General features: G+C 50.9%; 19 protein-coding genes and 3 tRNA genes. 13 read left to right on the top strand and 9 right to left on the bottom strand.

Annotated features, from left to right (window positions below; translation table 11 throughout):
- The first annotated feature begins 127 nt into the window (after positions 1 to 127).
- Complete coding sequence (gene amiC / locus QMN38_RS18380) at positions 128 to 1381, top strand: N-acetylmuramoyl-L-alanine amidase AmiC (protein WP_137382705.1); 1254 nt, start codon at positions 128 to 130, stop codon at positions 1379 to 1381.
- Positions 1382 to 1456: 75 nt separating this feature from the next.
- On the opposite strand, the gene QMN38_RS18375 is transcribed toward amiC, so the two are convergent.
- The 3 genes from QMN38_RS18375 to QMN38_RS18365 all read right to left on the bottom strand — a co-directional run bounded on the left by QMN38_RS18375 (position 1457) and on the right by QMN38_RS18365 (position 1754).
- A tRNA-Met gene (locus QMN38_RS18375) sits at positions 1457 to 1533 on the bottom strand.
- A 33-nt stretch (positions 1534 to 1566) separates the two neighbouring features.
- Positions 1567 to 1643: transfer RNA gene (locus tag QMN38_RS18370), tRNA-Met, on the bottom strand.
- 34 nt (positions 1644 to 1677) lie between these two features.
- Positions 1678 to 1754, bottom strand: a tRNA-Met gene (locus QMN38_RS18365).
- 205 nt (positions 1755 to 1959) lie between these two features.
- Here QMN38_RS18365 and mltA point away from each other — a divergent pair.
- Positions 1960 to 3057 (top strand): murein transglycosylase A, encoded by a 1098-nt coding sequence (gene mltA, locus QMN38_RS18360; RefSeq protein ID WP_048213098.1) that lies wholly within the window; start codon positions 1960 to 1962, stop codon positions 3055 to 3057.
- Positions 3058 to 3165: 108 nt separating this feature from the next.
- Complete coding sequence (gene tcdA / locus QMN38_RS18355; RefSeq protein ID WP_271441061.1) at positions 3166 to 3972, top strand: tRNA cyclic N6-threonylcarbamoyladenosine(37) synthase TcdA; 807 nt, start codon at positions 3166 to 3168, stop codon at positions 3970 to 3972.
- Positions 3973 to 4040: 68 nt separating this feature from the next.
- Here the strand turns inward: tcdA and csdE are convergent, their stop codons facing one another.
- Both csdE and csdA read right to left on the bottom strand, forming a co-directional pair.
- Positions 4041 to 4484 (bottom strand): cysteine desulfurase sulfur acceptor subunit CsdE, encoded by a 444-nt coding sequence (gene csdE / locus QMN38_RS18350; RefSeq protein WP_271441060.1) that lies wholly within the window; start codon positions 4482 to 4484, stop codon positions 4041 to 4043.
- Positions 4484 to 5689, bottom strand: coding sequence for a cysteine desulfurase CsdA (csdA, locus tag QMN38_RS18345; RefSeq protein WP_323605552.1), 1206 nt, complete (start codon positions 5687 to 5689; stop codon positions 4484 to 4486). The genes csdE and csdA overlap by 1 nt, the downstream gene beginning before the upstream one ends.
- Before the next feature lie 192 nt (positions 5690 to 5881).
- Between csdA and QMN38_RS18340 the strand changes: the two genes are divergently transcribed.
- From QMN38_RS18340 to rlmM, 4 genes are all read left to right on the top strand, one after another.
- Positions 5882 to 6109: a YgdI/YgdR family lipoprotein gene (locus QMN38_RS18340; protein WP_202037874.1), complete on the top strand. Its 228-nt coding sequence runs from the start codon at positions 5882 to 5884 to the stop codon at positions 6107 to 6109.
- A gap of 362 nt (positions 6110 to 6471) precedes the next feature.
- Positions 6472 to 7389, top strand: coding sequence for a glycine cleavage system transcriptional regulator GcvA (gene gcvA / locus QMN38_RS18335; RefSeq protein WP_101741626.1), 918 nt, complete (start codon positions 6472 to 6474; stop codon positions 7387 to 7389).
- Positions 7390 to 7407: 18 nt separating this feature from the next.
- Entirely contained in the window at positions 7408 to 7803 is a 396-nt protein-coding gene (locus tag QMN38_RS18330) for a DUF423 domain-containing protein (protein WP_005130969.1), read from the top strand.
- The gene (rlmM, locus tag QMN38_RS18325) at positions 7796 to 8896 is read left to right on the top strand and encodes a 23S rRNA (cytidine(2498)-2'-O)-methyltransferase RlmM (RefSeq protein ID WP_271441058.1); all 1101 of its coding nucleotides are present in this window, start codon (positions 7796 to 7798) and stop codon (positions 8894 to 8896) included. Before QMN38_RS18330 ends, rlmM begins: the two co-directional genes overlap by 8 nt.
- Before the next feature lie 31 nt (positions 8897 to 8927).
- Here rlmM and fucR read toward each other — a convergent pair whose 3' ends face one another.
- From fucR to fucI, 4 genes are all read right to left on the bottom strand, one after another.
- On the bottom strand, positions 8928 to 9656 hold the full coding sequence (gene fucR / locus QMN38_RS18320) for an L-fucose operon activator (protein ID WP_323605550.1): 729 nt from the start codon (positions 9654 to 9656) through the stop codon (positions 8928 to 8930).
- A 58-nt stretch (positions 9657 to 9714) separates the two neighbouring features.
- The gene (gene fucU, locus QMN38_RS18315; protein WP_271454872.1) at positions 9715 to 10137 is read right to left on the bottom strand and encodes an L-fucose mutarotase; all 423 of its coding nucleotides are present in this window, start codon (positions 10135 to 10137) and stop codon (positions 9715 to 9717) included.
- A 1-nt stretch (position 10138) separates the two neighbouring features.
- Complete coding sequence (gene fucK, locus QMN38_RS18310; RefSeq protein ID WP_323605549.1) at positions 10139 to 11557, bottom strand: L-fuculokinase; 1419 nt, start codon at positions 11555 to 11557, stop codon at positions 10139 to 10141.
- A gap of 104 nt (positions 11558 to 11661) precedes the next feature.
- The gene (gene fucI, locus QMN38_RS18305) at positions 11662 to 13437 is read right to left on the bottom strand and encodes an L-fucose isomerase (protein WP_061068497.1); all 1776 of its coding nucleotides are present in this window, start codon (positions 13435 to 13437) and stop codon (positions 11662 to 11664) included.
- 464 nt (positions 13438 to 13901) lie between these two features.
- Between fucI and QMN38_RS18300 the strand changes: the two genes are divergently transcribed.
- The 6 genes from QMN38_RS18300 to fucA all read left to right on the top strand — a co-directional run bounded on the left by QMN38_RS18300 (position 13902) and on the right by fucA (position 20901).
- The gene (locus QMN38_RS18300) at positions 13902 to 15401 is read left to right on the top strand and encodes a sugar ABC transporter ATP-binding protein (protein WP_271441054.1); all 1500 of its coding nucleotides are present in this window, start codon (positions 13902 to 13904) and stop codon (positions 15399 to 15401) included.
- A 3-nt stretch (positions 15402 to 15404) separates the two neighbouring features.
- Positions 15405 to 16388 carry an ABC transporter permease gene (locus QMN38_RS18295; RefSeq protein WP_271449519.1) on the top strand — a complete coding sequence of 328 codons (984 nt, stop codon included), beginning with the start codon at positions 15405 to 15407 and terminating at the stop codon, positions 16386 to 16388.
- A 73-nt stretch (positions 16389 to 16461) separates the two neighbouring features.
- Positions 16462 to 17412: an ABC transporter substrate-binding protein gene (locus QMN38_RS18290; RefSeq protein WP_061068495.1), complete on the top strand. Its 951-nt coding sequence runs from the start codon at positions 16462 to 16464 to the stop codon at positions 17410 to 17412.
- A 53-nt stretch (positions 17413 to 17465) separates the two neighbouring features.
- Positions 17466 to 19046, top strand: a complete 1581-nt coding sequence (locus tag QMN38_RS18285) for an FGGY-family carbohydrate kinase (protein WP_323605548.1) — start codon at positions 17466 to 17468, stop codon at positions 19044 to 19046.
- Positions 19047 to 19112: 66 nt separating this feature from the next.
- Positions 19113 to 20111, top strand: coding sequence for a LacI family DNA-binding transcriptional regulator (locus QMN38_RS18280; protein ID WP_271449520.1), 999 nt, complete (start codon positions 19113 to 19115; stop codon positions 20109 to 20111).
- 142 nt (positions 20112 to 20253) lie between these two features.
- Entirely contained in the window at positions 20254 to 20901 is a 648-nt protein-coding gene (gene fucA / locus QMN38_RS18275; RefSeq protein ID WP_005130946.1) for an L-fuculose-phosphate aldolase, read from the top strand.
- Positions 20902 to 20918 lie beyond the last annotated feature (17 nt).

Below are 20918 nucleotides of genomic sequence, written 5' to 3'. Positions count from 1 at the left end.
CCGTGAATATAAAAACAATGTTTACCCTTTTATTGATGACAGATTATGCGTCATTCGCTAAAGTTTCCGGTCAATTCGGACGTTTTACGTATTACCTCAATATAGATTTCTTTTGCTCGGGAGAAGCATGTCGGGATCCAACTCAGCAATCAGTCGCCGCCGTTTACTGCAAGGTGCGGGTGCTATGTGGCTTTTAAGCGTCAGCCAGGTCGGTTTGGCTGCCGTGAGTCAGGTCGTTGCCGTACGTATCTGGCCCGCGTCCAGTTATACCCGCGTTACGGTGGAATCCAACCGTCTGCTGAAATACAAACAGTTTGCCCTGAGTAATCCTGAGCGTGTGGTTGTAGATATTGAAGGCGTTAATTTGAACTCGGTGCTGAAGGGCATTGGGACGCAGATCCGCCCAGACGATCCCTACATTAAATCCGCACGCGTCGGGCAGTTTGACCCGCAGACCGTGCGTATGGTGTTTGAACTGAAACAAAATGTGAAACCTCAACTCTTTGCATTAGCGCCAGTTGCAGGCTTCAAAGAACGTTTGGTGATGGATCTCTATCCTGCCAATGCTCAGGATGTCCAGGATCCGCTGCTGGCATTGCTTGAAGATTACAACAAAGGCGATCTGGATAAACAGGTGCCACCTGCGCAAAGCGGCCCACAGCCGGGTAAAGCGGGACGCGATCGTCCGATTGTTATTATGCTTGACCCTGGCCACGGTGGAGAAGACTCCGGTGCCGTGGGGAAATACAAGACACGTGAAAAAGATGTGGTATTGCAGATAGCCCGTCGCCTGCGAGCACTTATAGAGAAAGAAGGCAACATGAAGGTCTATATGACGCGTAATGAAGATATCTTCATTCCGTTAAAAGTGCGCGTGGCGAAAGCCCAGAAACAGCGTGCTGACCTGTTTGTTTCTATTCATGCAGATGCGTTTACCAGTCGCCAACCCAGTGGTTCGTCGGTGTTTGCACTCTCAACCAAAGGTGCGACCAGTACAGCGGCAAAATATCTGGCACAAACCCAGAACGCCTCGGATTTAATTGGTGGCGTCAGCAAAAGCGGTGATCGCTACGTCGACCACACCATGTTTGATATGGTGCAATCGCTGACTATTGCCGACAGCCTGAAGTTCGGAAAAGCGGTGCTGAATAAACTCGGTAAGATTAATAATCTGCATAAAAATCAGGTTGAACAGGCCGGGTTTGCCGTGTTGAAAGCGCCGGATATTCCGTCCATTCTCGTAGAAACGGCATTCATCAGTAACGTTGAAGAAGAACGCAAGCTCAAAACGGCGACCTTCCAGCAGGAAGTGGCAGAGTCGATTCTGGCCGGGATTAAAGCTTACTTTGCTGATGGGGCGACGCTGGCGAGAAGGGGATAACAAAAAAGCGCTGAGAAGCGCTTTTTTTTATGGGCGACAGATACAAAAAAACACCCGTTAAGGTGTTTAATGTGTTGGTTGCGGGGGCCGGATTTGAACCGACGACCTTCGGGTTATGAGCCCGACGAGCTACCAGGCTGCTCCACCCCGCGTCACCGTACTGCTTATATTTTATCAAATTTGATTGGTTGCGGGGGCCGGATTTGAACCGACGACCTTCGGGTTATGAGCCCGACGAGCTACCAGGCTGCTCCACCCCGCGTCACCGTACTGCTTGTACTTCATCAAATTTTAATTGGTTGCGGGGGCCAGATTTGAACTGACGACCTTCGGGTTATGAGCCCGACGAGCTACCAGGCTGCTCCACCCCGCGTCCGTGGATGCGCACTATACTCTGCTCGCATTTTCATGCAACCCTTTTTTCACCTTGATCACGTTTTTAGGCTGAAAATGAACAAAAACAACGCATTCTGGATTATTTTTTGCTCAAAATTTGCGTTGGGGTATGTATACGCATTTCATTAGCTTCGGGGGTTTGTTATCTTCATCTCGCATTCAGGCAACATAAGACGAGAACAATGAAAGGACGTTGGGCAAAATATCTTCTGGCGGGAGCTGTAGTCGCGATGCTCGCCGCGTGTTCCTCAAAACCCACCGATCGTGGGCAGCAGTATAAAGACGGGAAATTTACCCAGCCTTTCTCACTGGTGAACCAACCTGATGCGGTTGGCGCGCCAATTAACGCCGGTGATTTCGCCGAGCAGGTTAATCAAATTCGCAGCGCTTCCCCGCGTTTGTACGGTAACCAGAGCAACGTCTACAACGCTATCCAGCAGTGGCTACGTGCGGGCGGTGATACGCGCAGTATGCGCCAGTTTGGTATTGATGCCTGGCAAATGGAAGGGGCGGACAATTATGGTAACGTCCAGTTTACCGGTTACTACACGCCGGTTATCCAGGCGCGGCATACGCGCCAGGGCGAGTTTCAGTATCCTATCTATCGCATGCCGCCAAAACGTGGGCGCTTACCCTCTCGTGCTGAGATCTATGCAGGCGCGCTCAGCGACAATTACATTCTGGCGTACAGCAACTCTCTGATGGATAACTTCATCATGGATGTTCAGGGCAGCGGATATATTGATTTTGGTGATGGCAGCCCGCTTAACTTCTTTAGCTATTCCGGGAAAAATGGCCACGCTTATCGCAGTATCGGTAAGGTGCTGATCGATCGCGGTGAAGTGAAGAAAGAAGATATGTCGATGCAGGCCATTCGCCATTGGGGTGAGACGCACAGTGAAGCCGAAGTGCGTGAGCTGCTGGAGCAGAACCCATCGTTTGTCTTCTTTAAGCCGCAATCTTTTGCACCGGTAAAAGGGGCCAGCGCGGTACCGCTGATTGGTCGCGCATCCGTGGCGTCAGACCGCAGTATTATCCCGGCAGGTACGACGTTACTGGCGGAAGTTCCTCTGCTGGACAATAACGGGAAATTCACCGGTCAGTATGAATTACGTCTGATGGTCGCGTTAGATGTCGGTGGGGCGATTAAAGGCCAGCACTTCGACATCTATCAGGGTATTGGTGCAGACGCCGGACACCGTGCAGGGTGGTATAATCACTACGGACGCGTGTGGGTGCTGAAAACAGCGGCCAACGCGGGTAACGTATTTAGCGGTTAATTTCCTGATGACGGCTGCGCTTTATCAGGCCTGCTCAATAATGTAGGCCGGATAAGCGAAGCGCCATCCGGCAGTCATACTGCTCGGTATTAATGAATTTGAGGTTTTATGTCTGTAGTTATCAGTGATACCTGGCGCCAGCGTTTTGGCGGTACGGCACGCCTGTATGGCGAAAATGCGCTGCAGCTGTTTGCCCAATCGCACGTTTGTGTCGTTGGAATTGGCGGCGTGGGGTCGTGGGCGGCGGAAGCGCTGGCGCGTACCGGTATTGGCGCGATTACTCTCATCGATATGGATGATGTGTGCGTCACTAATACTAACCGTCAAATCCATGCTTTGCGTGATAACGTCGGCCTGGCGAAAGCCGAGGTGATGGCCGAACGTATACGTCAGATTAACCCGGAGTGTCGGGTGACCGTGGTTGATGATTTTGTCACGCCGGATAACGTTGCCGAATATATGAGCGCAGGATTCTCGTATGTTATTGATGCAATTGATAGTGTGCGCCCAAAAGCGGCACTGATCGCATATTGCCGACGTAATAAAGTTCCGCTGGTGACCACCGGAGGCGCGGGGGGACAGATTGATCCCACGCAGATTCAGGTGGTTGATTTGGCAAAAACCATCCAGGACCCACTGGCGGCGAAGCTACGTGAGCGGCTGAAAAGTGATTTTGGGGTAGTGAAAAACAGCAAAGGCAAGTTGGGTGTGGATTGTGTGTTTTCGACGGAGGCGTTAGTTTACCCGCAGGCCGATGGGTCTGTGTGTGCAATGAAGGCCACGGCGGAAGGGCCGAAGCGTATGGATTGTGCATCCGGGTTTGGCGCTGCCACCATGGTGACGGCGACTTTTGGTTTTGTGGCCGTGTCCCACGCGCTGAAGAAGATGATGGCGAAGGCAGCGCGCCAGCCCTGATTGTGTCGGATGGCGCTGCGCTTATCCGACCTACGCTTTGTGCGGCGTTGTCGGCCAGATAAGACGCATCAACGTTGCCATCCGGCATCCTGAGCTGCCTCAACGAGCGCATTCAGCCCCTGACTACGTGACGCGCTCAGTTGTGCGCTTAAGCCCAACTCATCAAATAACGCCATCGGCGAACGTGCCTGTAACTCCGCAGTAGTTTTACCTTCGATAGCCGTGAGTAGGACCGCCAGCAGGCCGCGCACAATTCGGCCTTCGCTATCACCGAAGAAGTGAAGTGTGCCATTCTCATGCAGACTGTATCCCAGCCAAACGCGGTTTTCACATCCGGCAATCTCTTTTGCCTGCGCCTTCAGATCATCCGAAAGGGCCGGAAGTTGCTTACCCAGTAGAATAAGTTGACGATATTTATCTTCCCACTGAGTGAGCGGGATAAAAGTATTCCGTAACGTCTCTTCCGTTACGATTGTGCCAAACGGGTGTCCGGCGAACAGAGGGCTTGTCATTAGTCCACCAATATTTCCAGTGCGCGGTCAACGGCAGTGACCAACGCATCAACATCGCTTCGGGTATTATAAGGTGCAAATGAGGCGCGCAGCGTCCCGGATACCCCCAACTCGGCCAGTAACGGTTGCGCACAGTGCTGTCCGGCGCGCAGCGCAATGCCATACTCAGCCAGCAGCGTCACCATATCGCTGTGGTGCACACCTATAAAATCAAAGGCTAACAGGCTTGAGTCCTGGCAACGGAAGGAGCGAAATCCCGGCCGTTTCGCCAGCGCATCTTCCGCCAGCGTTGCCAGACTGCGGCTCCAGTTTTCGGCTTGCACGATATCAATATCCGCAAGCCATTCAAGTGCCGCACTTAATCCAATGACGCCCGCAACGTTTGGCGTGCCTGCCTCAAGCTTCCACGGTGCCGCTTGTGTGGTGAAACCGTCAAAGCTGACTTCGCTAATCATTTTACCGCCGCCGAGCCACGGTGACATGGCTTCCAACAGTTCTGGCTTACCATATAATGCACCAATGCCCGTCGGACCATATAATTTGTGACCAGAAAAAGCATAGAAATCAATATCTAACTGCTGGACGTCAGCCGGGAAATGTACCACTCCCTGAGCGCCATCCACCATCACCACCATGCCTGCTGCATGAGCAAGCGTAATTGCGCGGACTAAGTCAGGGCAGCCACCGGTGACGTTCGACATCTGACCGAGAGCCAGAATGCGACTGCGGGGGGTGATGAGGTCCGCCAGACATTCAGTGTCAGGCAGCAAATGGGCATTGAGCGGAAGCTTGATGACTTTAGCCCCCGTTTGCTCCGCCACCATCAGCCAGGGAACCAGGTTGGCATGATGCTCCGCTACGCTTACGATAATCTCGTCGCCCGGTTGTAAGCGCGGACGCGCATAACTTTGGGCAACCATGTTGATAGCCTCCGTCGTACCGCGGGTCCAGACCACCGTCTTGTCATCGGGAGCATTGATGAGACGCGCGACTTTTTCCCGCGCGGCCTCATAGCGCGCGGTCAGACGCTGGGCTTCAGCAAACTGGCTGCGATGGACGTTCCCGGCGCTCAGACTATAAAACTGATGGGTCGCCTCAATCACTGCCTGCGGCTTCAATGCCGTCGCGGCGCTGTCGAGATAGACACCTGCATCGTTGAGTGCGGGAAATTGTGCGCGAAACTGCGTGGGGTTAAAAGCGTTCATGGTATTCCTCAGTTCAGTAAACCGATCGTGGCGCAAAAAGGGCGCAGACACAAGGGTTGCGCTAACCATCGGAATCCTCTGGATATCCCGGCGAAGTCTGTGCAGTGTCTTATGCTAAATAGTGTTAGGCGAATAATTTTGCCTGTTATGGAATTCGCTTTATCTGGCATAAATTGCTGTGAGGAGAAGAATATGAAAAAGACTGCCGCCATAATCTCTGCCTGTATGCTGACTTTTGCCCTGAGCGCCTGTTCCGGTCCGAATTACGTGATGCACACCAACGATGGCCGGACAATCGTGTCTGACGGTAAGCCAAAGACCGATAATGAGACAGGAATGATTTCGTATAAAGACGCTAACGGCAACAAACAGCAGATTAACCGTACCGATGTGAAAGAGATGGTCGAACTGGAGAAATAGCCGGTCGTCATTGGCAGACACACGGACAAAAAAAAGCACCGCAATTTGGCGGTGCTACATTAATCACTATGGACAGACAGGGTAAATGTACAGGAAGTGAAAAAGGGTAGCTTTGCTACCATGGTCTGAATCGCAGACCAATTGCAAACACAACAACACAACATCACAACCGTAAGCCAAAAGCCCACCAGAACACGCATTCCGATAAAACTTTTCGTTCCGGCTTCAGGAAGTGCCGCCACTATAGGTATTTGCTGGTAGAACCTCAACGGACAATTTATAATGGCTCAGATTAAAAAAACTAATAGGTTACAGCCTGTTAGGTAATTGTTAAATTCATTTAACATCAAAGCCTAAAAGTCATGTCAAAACGATTACCACCCTTAAATGCGTTACGTGTTTTTGATGCTGCCGCGCGCCATTTAAGCTTTACGCGCGCAGCAGAAGAACTTTTTGTGACGCAGGCCGCAGTAAGTCACCAAATCAAGTCACTTGAGGATTTTTTGGGGCTGAAGCTGTTTCGTCGGCGCAATCGATCGTTGTTGTTGACGGAAGAAGGTCAAAGCTATTTCCTCGACATCAAAGAGATTTTTTCGCAATTAACCGATGCGACGCGTAAACTTCAGGCACGCAGTGCAAAAGGCGCGCTTACCGTCAGTTTATTGCCCAGTTTTGCGATTCAATGGCTGGTGCCCAGACTCTCTAGCTTTAACTCAGCTTATCCGGGAATCGATGTCAGGATCCAGGCCGTGGACCGTCAGGAAGACAAACTGGCCGACGATGTCGATGTGGCTATTTTCTACGGACGAGGCAACTGGCCGGGCCTGCGCGTTGAAAAATTGTACGCAGAATATTTATTGCCGGTCTGCTCGCCGCTGCTACTTACCGGTGATAAGCCACTGAAGACGCCGGATGATCTGGCAAAACACACATTGTTGCACGATGCATCGCGGCGTGACTGGCAAGCTTATACGCGCCAGCTCGGGCTGAATCATATCAACGTACAGCAGGGACCTATCTTCAGCCATAGCGCCATGGTGCTACAGGCCGCTATCCATGGGCAGGGCGTTGCGTTGGCCAATAACGTTATGGCGCAGTCCGAAATTGAAGCCGGACGTCTGGTTTGTCCTTTTAATGATGTTCTGGTCAGCAAAAACGCATTTTATCTGGTTTGTCATGACAGTCAGGCAGAACTGGGTAAAATAGCCGCCTTCCGTCAGTGGATACTGGCGAAAGCGGCCACGGAACAAGAAAAATTCCGCTTTCGTTATGAACAATAATTTACGTAGGGTATTAACATGACCAGCCGTTTTATGCTGATTTTTGCCGCCATCAGTGGCTTTATCTTTGTAGCTCTGGGAGCCTTTGGGGCACATGTTCTGAGTAAAACCCTCGGCGTTGTTGAAATGGGGTGGATCCAGACTGGCCTTGAGTATCAGGCATTTCATACGCTGGCTATTTTTGGTCTGGCCGTCGCCATGCAGCGACGTATTAGCATTTGGTTTTACTGGAGTAGCGTGTTTCTGGCATTAGGGACCGTGCTGTTTAGCGGCAGTCTGTATTGCCTCGCGCTTTCTCATTTACGCCTGTGGGCGTTTGTTACCCCTGTCGGTGGTTTTAGCTTCCTTGTAGGCTGGGCACTGATGTTAGTGGGCGCTATTCGATTGAAACGTAAGGGCGTAAGCCATGAATAAGGTTGTATTGTTGTGTCGCCCGGGTTTTGAAAAAGAGTGCGCCGCAGAAATTACGGATAAAGCAGGGCGTCGCGAAATCTTTGGTTTCGCCCGCGTCAAAGAAAATGCGGGTTATGTCATCTTTGAATGCTATCAGCAGGAAGATGCGGAAAAGCTCGTTAAAGAGTTGCCGTTTAGCTCGCTGATTTTTGCTCGCCAAATGTTTGTTGTTGGCGAGCTACTGCAATATTTGCCGCCGGAAGATCGCATCACACCGATCGTCGGTATGCTGCAGGGCGTGGTGGAGAAAGGCGGCGATTTGCGTGTCGAAGTTGCCGACACGAATGAAAGCAAAGAGCTGGTGAAATTTTGCCGCAAATTTACCGTACCGCTGCGCGCTGCGCTGCGTGAAGCGGGTGTGCTGGCAAAGTATGAAACGCCAAAACGTCCGGTAGTGCACGTCTTCTTTATTGCACCTGGCTGTTGCTACACGGGCTACTCCTGGCCTGATAATAACTCGCCGTTCTATATGGGCATTCCGCGACTGAAATTCCCGGCTGATGCGCCGAGCCGTTCAACGCTGAAGCTGGAAGAGGCGCTGCATGTGTTTATTCCTGCCGATGAGTGGGATGAGCGTCTGGCCAATGGAATGTATGCCGTTGATTTAGGCGCATGTCCTGGCGGTTGGACCTACCAACTGGTTAAACGCAATATGTGGGTGTACTCGGTGGATAATGGTCCGATGGCGCAAAGCCTGATGGATACCGGGCAGGTCACCTGGCTGCGGGAAGATGGATTTAAGTATCGACCGAATCGTAACAACATCTCGTGGATGGTCTGCGATATGGTGGAGAAACCGGCCAAAGTTGCAGCGCTGATGGCGCAATGGCTGGTGAACGGCTGGTGCCGCGAGACGATTTTTAACCTTAAGTTGCCGATGAAAAAGCGCTACGAGGAAGTGTCGCAAAACCTGGCTTATATTCAGGCACAGCTCGATGAGCATGGCGTGAATGCGCAGATTCAGGCGCGTCAGCTTTATCACGACCGTGAAGAAGTCACCGTGCACGTGCGTCGTCTGTGGGCTGCCGTCGGTGGTCGCCGCGACGAACGATAATACTTATTTGCCGGATGGCGGCGTGAACGCCTCATCCGGCCTGGATTGTTTCAATCATTTCTGTATCTGAAATAATATGCGTCACATTTTCCAGATGCCCAATCTGCGCCTCACCCGAGCGATTAAATTTACTCTTATCAATCAATAATAATGACTGCGCCGCACGCTTAAGCAGGATGGATTTAAAATCGGCGTTAATCGCATTTGAATCCCAGAGTGTACCGCCGTGGTCGATCCCCTCGCAGGAAAAGATAAACAGATCGATATCAAGTGACTTTAGCTGTGAGATGAGCGATGGATTAACGTAGCAACCGTATTTACGCTCAAGTCGACCACCGGAACTGATCAGCTGAATATTTTCACGTTTTCCCAATTCGAGGCAAATCGGTTGGCTATTCGTAAATACGTGAATGTTAATGTCTGGCAACAGACGAGCCAGGTACCAGCAAGTAGAACTGGCATCCAGCGCGATCACCATGCCTTCTTCTATCCACGTTAACGCGTCTCTGGCGATATCTGCTTTGTGGGAATAATGGCTTTTCAGTCTGATATGAAACGGCTCGCCGCAGTCCTGGTTTACCCGATGTATCACTTTGGCGCGCCCGTGATTACGCAGTACCTTACCCTGTGCCTGCAGTTGTGTAAGATCGCGACGGATAGTTTCTTTACTGACATTAAGCTGTGAGGATAAAGTTTCAGTCGTCAGACTTTTATGGTTGCTCAACAGATCCAGGATCGCTTGCAGGCGTGCTGCTTTCATGTTTTCTCCCCCCATCATGCGATGAATGCCCGTACCTGCCGGGCATTCAGGTAAGAGATTATGGCGTTACCCCTTTTTTTAACAGGATATTTCCGTACTTTGCCCGCTCCCCTGTAATAACGATTGCGAATACTTTTTGTGCGCGTTCATAAAATGCATAACGGTCAATGCGCGTGATGTCCGGGCAAGGTGTTTGTAATGACAATGCCTGCCGATATCGCGCTTCTACGTCGGGGTCGAGGGAGTCTCCTTCGACGGCGGCCATCATCACCAGTGGTGAGGCGTAACTGTCCAGTTCAAACAGCGGAATAATCGCCCGCAACAGGTCGCTGACCTGCAGGCCATCGGCCCGGATAACCTGCGGGCCCATACTGTGGGCCGGAAAGTGGGCGTCGGAAAAGATAATCTCATCACCGTGACCCATTTCAGCCAGTACCTTTAACAGGTCAGGGGAAATTAAGGGGGAAATCGTTTTGAGCATGTCACTCGACTCCTGTGAATACGGGTTCTGTTTGTGGGTAGAAGTAACGATATTGATAGTCCACCTGCGCACGAGCCTGCTCCGGAGAGGCAAATTCGCCGATACCGGACCAGGCAAACATCGCAGCACCGGCAACCGTCGTTTCGGCATCATCCAGCACTTTGATGGGAATACCCAGAACGTTCGCTTTTATCTGATTCCATAGTGCATTACGACTTCCTCCACCAACCAGAAGTAGCTCTGTCGCGTTGAAATGACCGATGGTTTCTAGTGTGTGTAGATTGTGCTGCAACTGGGCCGTCAATCCTTCCAGCGCAGCGCGGTAAAAGTGTCCGCGGGTACTGTTGAGTGTGACGCCCTGCCAGCCTGCACGTGGACTGGCAAGCAGGTCGCAGTGCATGGTTATACCTTCAGCGCCCGCCGGGACGGCCTGCGCTTCATCAATGAGCGTTTGCCAGGGGGTGTCGGGTGTCCACAGCAACTTACGTACCCACTCAAGCACGCCGGATGCCAGCCACTGCATACCGGGGTTATAGAGTCCCGACCGACTGTCCAGTTCACAAGTAGAACCCACATAGTCGCTGAGTAAGGCCGTATTCACCTGTGCGCTGCGTACCATCAGTATTTCCCATGTACCGGAAGAGAGCACGGGTTCATCTGGCTGTGCGCCTGCGCCAAAGAGCGCAAACTGCGTGTCGTGGCCGGCAGAGATAACCGGAATCCCCGCTGTGAGCCCAAGTTGCTTTGCCGCGTCATTTTTCAACGTTCCGATCTGCTCTCCCGCTTCAACTAAACGTGGAAACAGTCGGCGTGGTATCCCGGTAGCCTGCAAAATATCAGCACTGAAATCGCGCTGATGAATATCCAGCATCTGGCTGGTACCGGCCATGGTGATATCTGTGGTGAACTCACCGGTGAGGCGATGGTTGAGCAGTGATGAAATAAATAACCAGGCGTGTGCCTGTTCCAGCAATTGTGGGTGATTCTCTTTAAGCCATACCAGCTTGTACAGCGTGTTGAAACTGAACGCGCCAACGCCTGATATATCCTGTAATTTCTGAGGTGATATCCGTTGGCTGATAGAAGCCATGACGGCGGCGGTACGTGGACATTTCCAACTGATAACCGGATAAAGCAGTTTGCCATACGCATCAACCAGCGCGCCATCAACGCCAAATGTAGTGACCGTTATCCCTCGAATGTTACAGGCGGTCAGTTCCGCGGTGAGTTGTTGGCAGCAATCGGCAAAGCGCTGCACAATGGCGTCGAGGGACCACTGATGCCAGCCAGCGTTCTCGACGGCGGTATCACTGGCGTTCGGGGTTGAGGCGCGGGCGACAATTTTTCCCTGGCGGTTAACCGCAATGGCTCGCACGTTGGTCGCGCCGCAGTCGAGAACCAGGATGACGTCATTCTTCATAATCACTCCCGAGACGGTGCCGGATGGCGGCGTAAACGCCTTATCCGGCCTACACGTTGTGCAACCGTAGGCCCGGTAAGCTTGCGCCACCGGGCTGAATCGCATTAACGTTTATACAGCGGGCCGTAGTTTTGGCAGGCGCGATAATCCTGGCCTTCGCTGTCCATGCCGTGGGCTGCCCATGCGGAAGGGCGATAGATCTTCTCTTCTTCCACGTTGTGCATACACACTGGGATACGCAGCATGGCGGCGAGCGTAATAAAGTCCGCACCAACGTGACCAATCGTCAGTACTCCGTGGTTGGCACCCCAGTTAGCCATGACGGAATAGACATCGCTGAACGGACCTTTGCCGGTTAAGCGCGGCGCAAACCAGGTTGTTGGCCAGGTAGAGTTGGTTCGAGCATCAAGCTGAGCATGCACCTCCTTCGGTAATTCCACACTCCAGCCTTCCGCAATTTGTAGCACCGGGCCCAGGCCTTTGATGATATTGATGCGGGTCATGGTGAACGGTACGCCACCTTCGGTAAGAAAACGGGAAGAGTAGCCGCCGCCGCGGAAATACTCGTGGATCGCCGGACACCATTCGGTCGCCGCCAGGCAATCATCGGCTTCCTGCTGTGAGATCTCCCAATGTGGTTTCATGGTGGGCTGGCCTTCGCTGTCACGCTGTTTGCAGGAACCATCCAGTGCCGCAGAGCCGGAGTTAATCAGGTGAATAATGCCGTGCTCAGCAAGACCGGTCAGCGGTTTACCTGTGACGCGTTCTACTGCTTCCGGTGACCAGTAGGTCCGTACATCAGCAAAGACCTGCGCTGTGCCGGTGAGCTGGTGGCCAAACAACATTGCGACACCGTTCAGGCTGTCGTTCTCGGTGGCGACGACATACGGTTCGCGCACGCCATTCCAGTCAAATGAGCTATTCAGCAACGCTTCGGCGGTGTCACCGTTTGGATATTGATCCGTCCAGTGGCGCTGGCCCTGGAAGCCGGCGGCAATCGCGTTGTACCCCATCGACTCTTCAACCCGGCCTTTCTCTGCCAGTTTCTGGTTACCCTGCATCATGTCGCGGATGCACATTGCCATCAGCAGGCTCTCTTTCAGCACTGCACGGCTCTGTTCTTCATTTCGCTTATACTGTTGTGCGTTCTGATCCTCGCCATAACGGAAATGTTTATCCGCCCACGCCAGGGCAATTTCCAGTTCCGCTTCGTCATAGATTTTCTGGTCAATACGACGACGTAATTCGGTCATATCAACAGGTTGAACCTTCATTCCCAGCCAGGATTCAAAGAAGTTATGGTCGACAATAGAGCCTGCAATTCCCATTGAAACGCCGCCGACGGACAGATAGCTTTTGCCTTTCATGCTGGCAACGGCTAAACCTGCCCGGGTGAAACGCAGCAGTTTTTCTTCAACATCGGCAGGGATAGTGGTATCACCTGCATCCTGCACGTCATGACCGTAAATAGAGAAGGCGGGAAGCCCTTTTTGATTATGTGCAGCCAGGGCTGCAGCCAGATACACGGCACCCGGACGCTCCGTCCCGTTGAAACCCCAGATGGCTTTCGGGCGCATGGGGTCCATATCGATAGTTTCGCTGCCGTAGCACCAACATGGCGTGACGGTAATTGTCACGCCGACGTTCAGGCTACTGAATTTTTCTTCACAGGCGGCAGATTCAGCCAATCCGGCAATACAGGTGTCTGCGATAACGCACTCGATCTGTGCCCCGCAGGCATGACGAAGTTTCTCGGAAATCAGTGCGGCAGTGGCTTTTGCCATGTTCATGGTTTGTTCTTCGAGCGACTCGCGTACACCCATACGACGCCCATCAATCACCGGACGAATACCGATTTTCGGTAAACTATTTTTTTTCATTCGAGGTTCCTCATCTCACTTTATGCCGTGCTGCAAAAGCGGATGTTGGACACCACTGTCGCAGTTGGCTGAATTACCCATTTTTGCTAACTCGAGTTAGCTTAGGTATTAGAGAGTTTTTTGCACAACTTTTTTGTTATGGAACTGTGAGAAACCTCACGAGAAGTGGTTAAAATTCGATCTGCGTCAAATAAACAAATACAGATTTTTTCATTAAATTCTTTTTAAATTAATAAGATAAAATAAATTGTCTGTTCAGTGTCACAGTTTTAGACCAAATGATTTGGCTATTTTTGGCAGCTAAAATAGCTTTAAAAGGCAATCGCTAACTCGAGTTAGCATCGTTGATAAAACGCACATGATCTTGTAGGCACATTCGCATTAACGGTGACGATGGCTTCCTGGCAACGCTGTTTTTCGCCTGATTCACTGATTACAGTTTCTGTATATTGAGGAAAGCAGCAATGTCTGAAACATTTTTACAGATGAGTCATATTACGAAACGCTTTCCCGGCGTATTAGCGTTGAGTAATGTGGATTTTACTTTACGCAAAGGTGAGGTTCATGCGCTGCTGGGGGAGAATGGCGCGGGAAAGTCTACCCTGATGAAAATTTTATCCGGTGTATATCAACCTGATGAAGGGGATATTATTTTTGAGGGCCAACCCGTTTCGTTTGCAAACCCATTGAGTGCACAAAACGTAGGTATCACCATTATTCATCAGGAGTTTAATCTTTTTCCTGAACTGACGGTCGAAGACAATATATTTATTGGCAGGGAGTTTTGCAAAAATAACCGCTGGCGTCTGGATGAGAAACAACAGCGACAGGCTGCTATCGATATTTTGCAAAAATTAAACCTGAATATCTCCCCAGACACGCTGGTTGCCGATCTTACTGTTGCTCAGCAACAAATGGTTGAGATTGCGAAAGCGATATCGGTGAATGCCAAGATTCTTATTATGGATGAACCAACGGCAGCGTTGACGGAAACTGAAATTGACAGTTTATTCCGGGTTACACGCTTACTTAAAGAACAGGGAACGGGCATCGTTTATATCTCGCACCGACTGGAAGAGTTGGCGCTGATTGCCGATCGCGCTACCGTCATGCGGGATGGGCAGTTTATTGCCACAGTGGATTATGACTCGGTCAAAATCAGCGACCTGATTGCCATGATGGTTGGGCGCGACCTTGGCAATATTTATCCCCGCCGGGAGCCGCAACCCCAGCGTAAACCGGTGCTGGAAGTCAGTGGTCTGACGCGCAAAGGCGTACTGAACAATATCGATTTTACCTTGCATCAGGGGGAAATCTTAGGTTTTGCCGGGCTGATGGGGGCCGGGCGTACTGAGCTTGCGCGGGCGATCTTTGGTGCCGATCCCATCGACAGTGGAACCATCAAGCTGAACGGTAAAGAGACGGTAATCAAGGATATTCCTGATGCTATCCAGCAGGGTATTAGCTACTTAACCGAGGACAGAAAAAAAGAGGGCCTGGCATTAGGATTGTCCGTTGAACGCAATATTATGCTAGGAAATTACCCCGAGTATTCTAACCGATATGGCAACGTGGATAGCAAACGCTGTCAGCAAACCAGCGAAGAGCAGGTGAAAGCACTGCGTATTAAGACGCCGCATCTGGAACAGGCTGCGTTGAATTTAAGCGGCGGTAATCAGCAAAAAATTATTATTGCCAGATGGGTATGCAAGGACACCGACATTCTCATCTTTGATGAACCCACGCGCGGTATTGATGTGGGGGCCAAGCTTGAAATTTATGAATTAATGAATCGACTGGTGGCAAAAGGGAAATCAATTATCATGATTTCCTCTGAATTACCGGAAGTGCTGGGTATGTGCGATCGCATTTTAGTTATGCGTAATGGGCGTATTACCGGAGAGTTAGCTTCTGATGACGCCACACAAGAAAAAATCATGCAATATGCGACGTTAGAGGACTAATTTATGACTATCTCTGTAACCTCTTCAGACAGCAATAATAAGAAAATAAAAATTAACAAAGAGCTTTTAATGCGCCTGGCTCCGCTTTTGAGTCTGATTATTCTGGTGATATTTTTTAGTTTTGGATCACCTTTCTTCTTTAACACCGAAAACATTATGACAATTGCCCTGCAAACCTCAGTGATTGGCATCATGGCAATTGGTGTTACTTTCGTCATTATCACCTCAGGAATTGACCTTTCTCTCGGTTCGGTAGTGGCCTTTTCTGGCGTCGCAGTAGGCATTTGCGCCACCCTGGGTTTGCCTTTGCCAATATGCATTCTGGCTGGCGTACTCGCTGGTGGATTATGCGGCTATATCAATGGCTTGCTGGTCACTAAAATGACTATTCCGCCCTTTATTGCCACCCTGGGTCTGATGATGTCTGTCCGGGGGATCAATATGGTAATGACTGACGGCCGGGCAATTTACTTTGCTGATTATCCCACCTTCAAGATGCTGGCGCAGGGACGCTTGTTCGATGTGCTGCCTTATCCCGTTTTTTACCTCGTGGTCGTCGCACTGATCGCCGCCTATATCCTCAAGAAAACGGTGATTGGTCGTTATGTCTATGCCGTGGGGAGTAATGAGGTTGCTGCACATCTTTCCGGGATTAAAGTCCAGCGCGTGAAAATTTTTGTCTACGCATTTTGTGGTCTGCTGACCGGGATTGCTGGGGTCATTCTGGCTTCTCGCCTTAACTCGGGCCAGCCGACCGTCGGCGTGGGCTATGAACTGGAAGCCATTGCTGCGGTGGTCATTGGCGGCACGAGCCTGATGGGGGGGATTGGCACTATTGGCGGCACCATTATCGGCGCATTCATTATGAGCGTGTTGAAAAACGGTCTGAACCTGATGGGTGTCTCGCAGTTCTGGCAAATGGTGGCCATGGGCGTAGTCGTTATCGCCGCGGTTTATCTCGACACGTTACGCAAAAAAATTCGTTGATTTACGCACCCGGAAGTCTCGGGACAACATAACCCTGACGTTTAGGGTGACTCACTCAGAACGGAGTAAAACAATGAGAACCAGGAATTTTGTCTATGCGTTATCCCTGCTGGCCTGCATGACATCCAGCGCACTGGCTAAAGATATGAACCTTCCTGTGGTCAGTAAAGGTTTCCAGCATGAATTCTGGCAGACCGTAAAAATGGGTACCGAAGCAGCAGCGAAAGAGTTGGGCGATAAGACCAGCTATGTTGGGCCTGCTGATGAAACTCAGATTGCTGAGCAGATTCAGTTGGTTGAAAACGCAATGGCGCAAAAGCCTAATGGATTGCTGTTGGCAGCATTAGACGCCAATGCGCTTGCACCATTAGTGGAAACAGCGAATTCACGCGGCATCAAGGTGGTGACGTTTGACTCAGGCGTAAATTCTGACATTCCTGTCAGCTTTGTGGCAACGAATAACCGTAAAGCAGGGGCTGAAGCGGCAGATGCTCTCGCTGCACAGGTGGGTAGCAAAGGGAAAGTCGGCATTATTGCGCACGTGGCTGGAACCTCTTCCGCAATTGAACGTTCGGAAGGTTTTGTGGCCAGAATGAAGGAAAAATATCCGGATATCAAAGTGCTGCCGGTTCAGTACAGCGATGGCGATCCGCAAAAAGCGATGGATAAAACCATCGATATGATCCAGGCAAACCCCGATATTGCCGGGATCTACGGCACCAATGAAGGCTCAACGCTGGGTGTGGCGAACGCCATTGATAGCCAAAACCTGAAAGGTAAAGTGAAGGTGATTGGTTTTGATAGCACTGAAGCAATCATTGCCTTCCTGAAATCTGGTGTAATCCAGGGCTTTGTTGTACAGGACGCGTACCAGATTGGCTATCAGGGTATTAAGACGCTGAATGCGGCCGTGTCAGGTCAGTCAGTACCGAAAGAAATTGATATTCCGGTGAAATTTGTGAATGCGCAGAACATTGATACACCGGAAATCGACAAGCTGTTGCACCCATTCGGTAAAAAATAAGACCGCGGGGGCGGTGCATTCGCCCCATTATTAGCCAGCGTCAGGGAGCTACTATGAGCAGTGGATATTTCCTCGGAGTGGATGTCGGTTCTGCCAGTGTCAGGGCGGGTGTTTTTGATGCCAGTGGCAAACGGCTGGCTTTTGCGACATTCCCTATCTCGCAGTTTCGACCTGGCCCTGAGCGGGTAGAGCAGTCATCTGCCGAAATCTGGCAGCAGGTTTGCCATGCCGTGAAGGAGGCAGTGTCGTCAGCCGGGGTTTGCGTTGAGGAGATCCGCTCGTTGGGGTTTGATGCCACCTGTTCGTTAGTGGCTCTGGATGAACAGGGGCAGGGTCTGGCGGTTTCACCTGGTGAACCGTCAGATCACAACATCATCATGTGGATGGATCATCGTGCGGTGCAGGAGACACAGCGTATTAACGCGACACAGGACCCCGCGTTGCGCTATGTCGGGGGTGAAGTCAGTGTCGAAATGGAACTGCCCAAAGTGCTGTGGCTAAAAAACCATTTCCCTGCGACCTGGCAGCGAGCACACCGCTTCTACGATCTGGCGGATTTTTTGGTCTGGCAAGCCACCGCTTGTGATGTTGCAGGTCTGTGTACTTTAACCTGTAAATGGAACTATCTGGCACATGAACAACGCTTTAGCCACTCCCTGCTGGATGCGGTTGAATTAACGGATTTGTTGAGCAAAATTCCGTCGCGGATCCTGCCCCCTGGCGCGGCCGTTGGGACGCTCAGCCCCGATGCGGCACAAGCGCTGGGACTGACGACTGCGGTGGTAGTCGCCAGTGGCATGATCGATGCGCATGCGGGGGGCGTGGCGCTTGCTGGTGTCGAGCCTGCGGGAACATTGGCGTTGATCAGCGGAACATCAAATTGCCATATGTTGTGCAGCGAGCAGGAAATTCATACACCGGGAGTATGGGGGCCGTACTGGTCCGCCATGCTGCCGGGTTACTGGCTGACGGAAGGGGGACAAAGCGCTGCCGGGGCGCTGGTTGACTGGACGCTTCAGGAGTCAGGTGCCAGCGCTGAGTTGTATCACAAGGCTGAGGCACGAGGTTGTCATCCGATAGTGTTAGTTAATGAATGGGTGGCTGCATTGGAAGCACAGGAGTCAGAGCCTGGTCGTTATCTGCATGTACTGGCCGATCATCACGGTAACCGTTCCCCGCGTGCGCGACCTGATGCCCGAGGCAGCGTTTGCGGTTTGACGCTTGAACGAGGCGAGATGCAGGTTGCTCGTCTGTATCTGGCGACATTACAGGCGATTGCCTGCGGCACCCGACACATTATGGAAGTGATGCGCGAAAACGGTCATACCATTTCTCGACTGACGCTGTGTGGTGGTGCAACACATAATCCACTGTGGTTGCGAGAGTATGCAGACGCCACCGGATGCGATATTCACCTTTTGCAGGAAGAAGATGCCGTGACGTTAGGTGCGGCTATTACTGGTGCGGTAGCCTGCGGGGGGTGGGCAGATGTTCCCTCCGCCTGCCGGGCGATGGTTCGCCCAGGCGGGGTGATTAAAGCGAATCCGGCACGACAGGACTTCTATGACCGTAAATTCCAGGTATATCTGATGATGTGGGATCAACAGCAAGCGCTTAACCAAGTTATGCAGTAAGACAAAAGTTTAAAATACTTTTATGATTGTGAATTGACGTTTTTGGATGTGAACTGGGACATATAAATGGCTAAAACAGTAGAACAGATAGCCAGCGATCTGAATTTATCGGTGACGACAGTGCGGCTGGTGCTGAACGGGAAGGCTGAGCAATATCGTATCAGTGTCAAAACCCAAACGCGTATTAATGAATACGTTGAACGGTATGGTTATGTCATAAACCATTCAGCCCGCAGCCTGAAACTGAATAAAACAGATACGTTGGGGCTGATTGTGCCCAATATATCTAACGTCTTTTTTGCCACACTTGCCGAAAAACTTGAACAACGTTGCCGTCGCTCTGGATATCAATTAACGATTAGTTGTACCTACGATGATGTTGATTATGAAAACAAATTAACGAAAGCGTTAATAGCTCGTAATGTTGATGGCCTTTTTATTGTTCCCTCAACCTTAGAGAATCAGCAACACCATTTGCGTCAGGTCAGAAAACCGATGGTGCTACTCGACAGGGATTTTAAGTATACCGATAACGCACTGGTTGAAAGTCATAACATTTTAGGTGGTGAAAAGCTGACGCAAAGTTTGTTTGATGCAGGAAAATCTCCGATCTGGTTTTTAGTCGGGGATACCGGATTGCCCAGTATTGGTGATCGTTTGAAAGGTTATCTTAACGCATTGAACAATAATGGAATTGCTCACCGTGACTGGGTGCGTGAAGGTCCGGATAATACGCCGGATGGTGGCTACCGGTTGATGGAGAAACTGATCAACGAACAGGGCTGTCCGCAGGCGTTTATTGCCTCATCATTACCTGTGCTGGAAGGTGCCGTCATTGCTCTTCGCAATCGTTTTGGCGTGATTCCACCGGATATTAATATCGGGACATTTGATGAACATCCGATGCTGGGATTCCTCGCTAATAATGTCTGGTCAATGCAGCAGGATGAAAATGTCTGGGCGGAAAAAGCCTTCGCTATGATGATGAGTGCTATTGATGACCAGCCAATTAAAGAAACTGTAAAAGTTGAGATGAAACTAATTAAGCGAGTAAGACAACAATAATTCGTCGCACTAACTAAATCGGCCAACTGAATCTGAATAAATATGTTCAGTGGCTGCTCATATCTGAAACCTGACCCGTCTTACTCTGCGGCAGCATTTTTTCGCAATAAAGACGAGGGGCAACTGTACCCGGAGAATCATTATGGAAAGAATGCGTTTATCACGTGAAATCATCGAAACCTGCCTGGAAATGACCCGTCTTGGGTTGAACCAGGGAACCGCCGGAAATGTGAGTGCGCGATATGAAAATGGAATGCTGATCACACCCAGCGGTATCCCTTACGAAAGACTCACTGAAAACATGATCGTGTTCGTAGATAACGACGGCAAATATGATAAAGGACAATTACCTTCCAGTGAATGGCGTTTTCACCTGGCAGCTTATCAGACGCGTCCGGATGCCAATGCGGTCGTTCATAACCATGCGATTCATTGCACCGCCGTGTCAATTTTGAACCGTCCTATTCCGGCAATCCATTACATGATTGCCGCGGCTGGGGGGAACTCTATCCCGTGTGCGCCGTATGCGACGTTTGGTACACGAGAGCTGTCAGAGCATGTGAGCGTCGCGTTGAAAAGCCGTAAGGCAACGCTGTTGCAGCACCATGGGTTGATTGCCTGTGAAGCGAATCTGGAAAAAGCACTATGGCTGGCGCATGAAGTGGAAGTTTTGGCCCGCCTGTATCTGAGCACCCTGGCGATTGTCGACCCGGTGCCGGTGCTGGATGACGAAGAGATCGCCATTGTGCTGGAGAAATTCAAATCTTACGGATTACGAATTGAAGAGTAATTTCGCATAGCGAAAAG

This window comes from Citrobacter sp. R-1.5.2 (assembly GCF_035064245.1).
Lineage (GTDB): Bacteria > Pseudomonadota > Gammaproteobacteria > Enterobacterales > Enterobacteriaceae > Citrobacter.
Note: the sequence above shows the minus strand (reverse complement) of the source record. Positions and strands in the feature narration are given on the sequence as shown.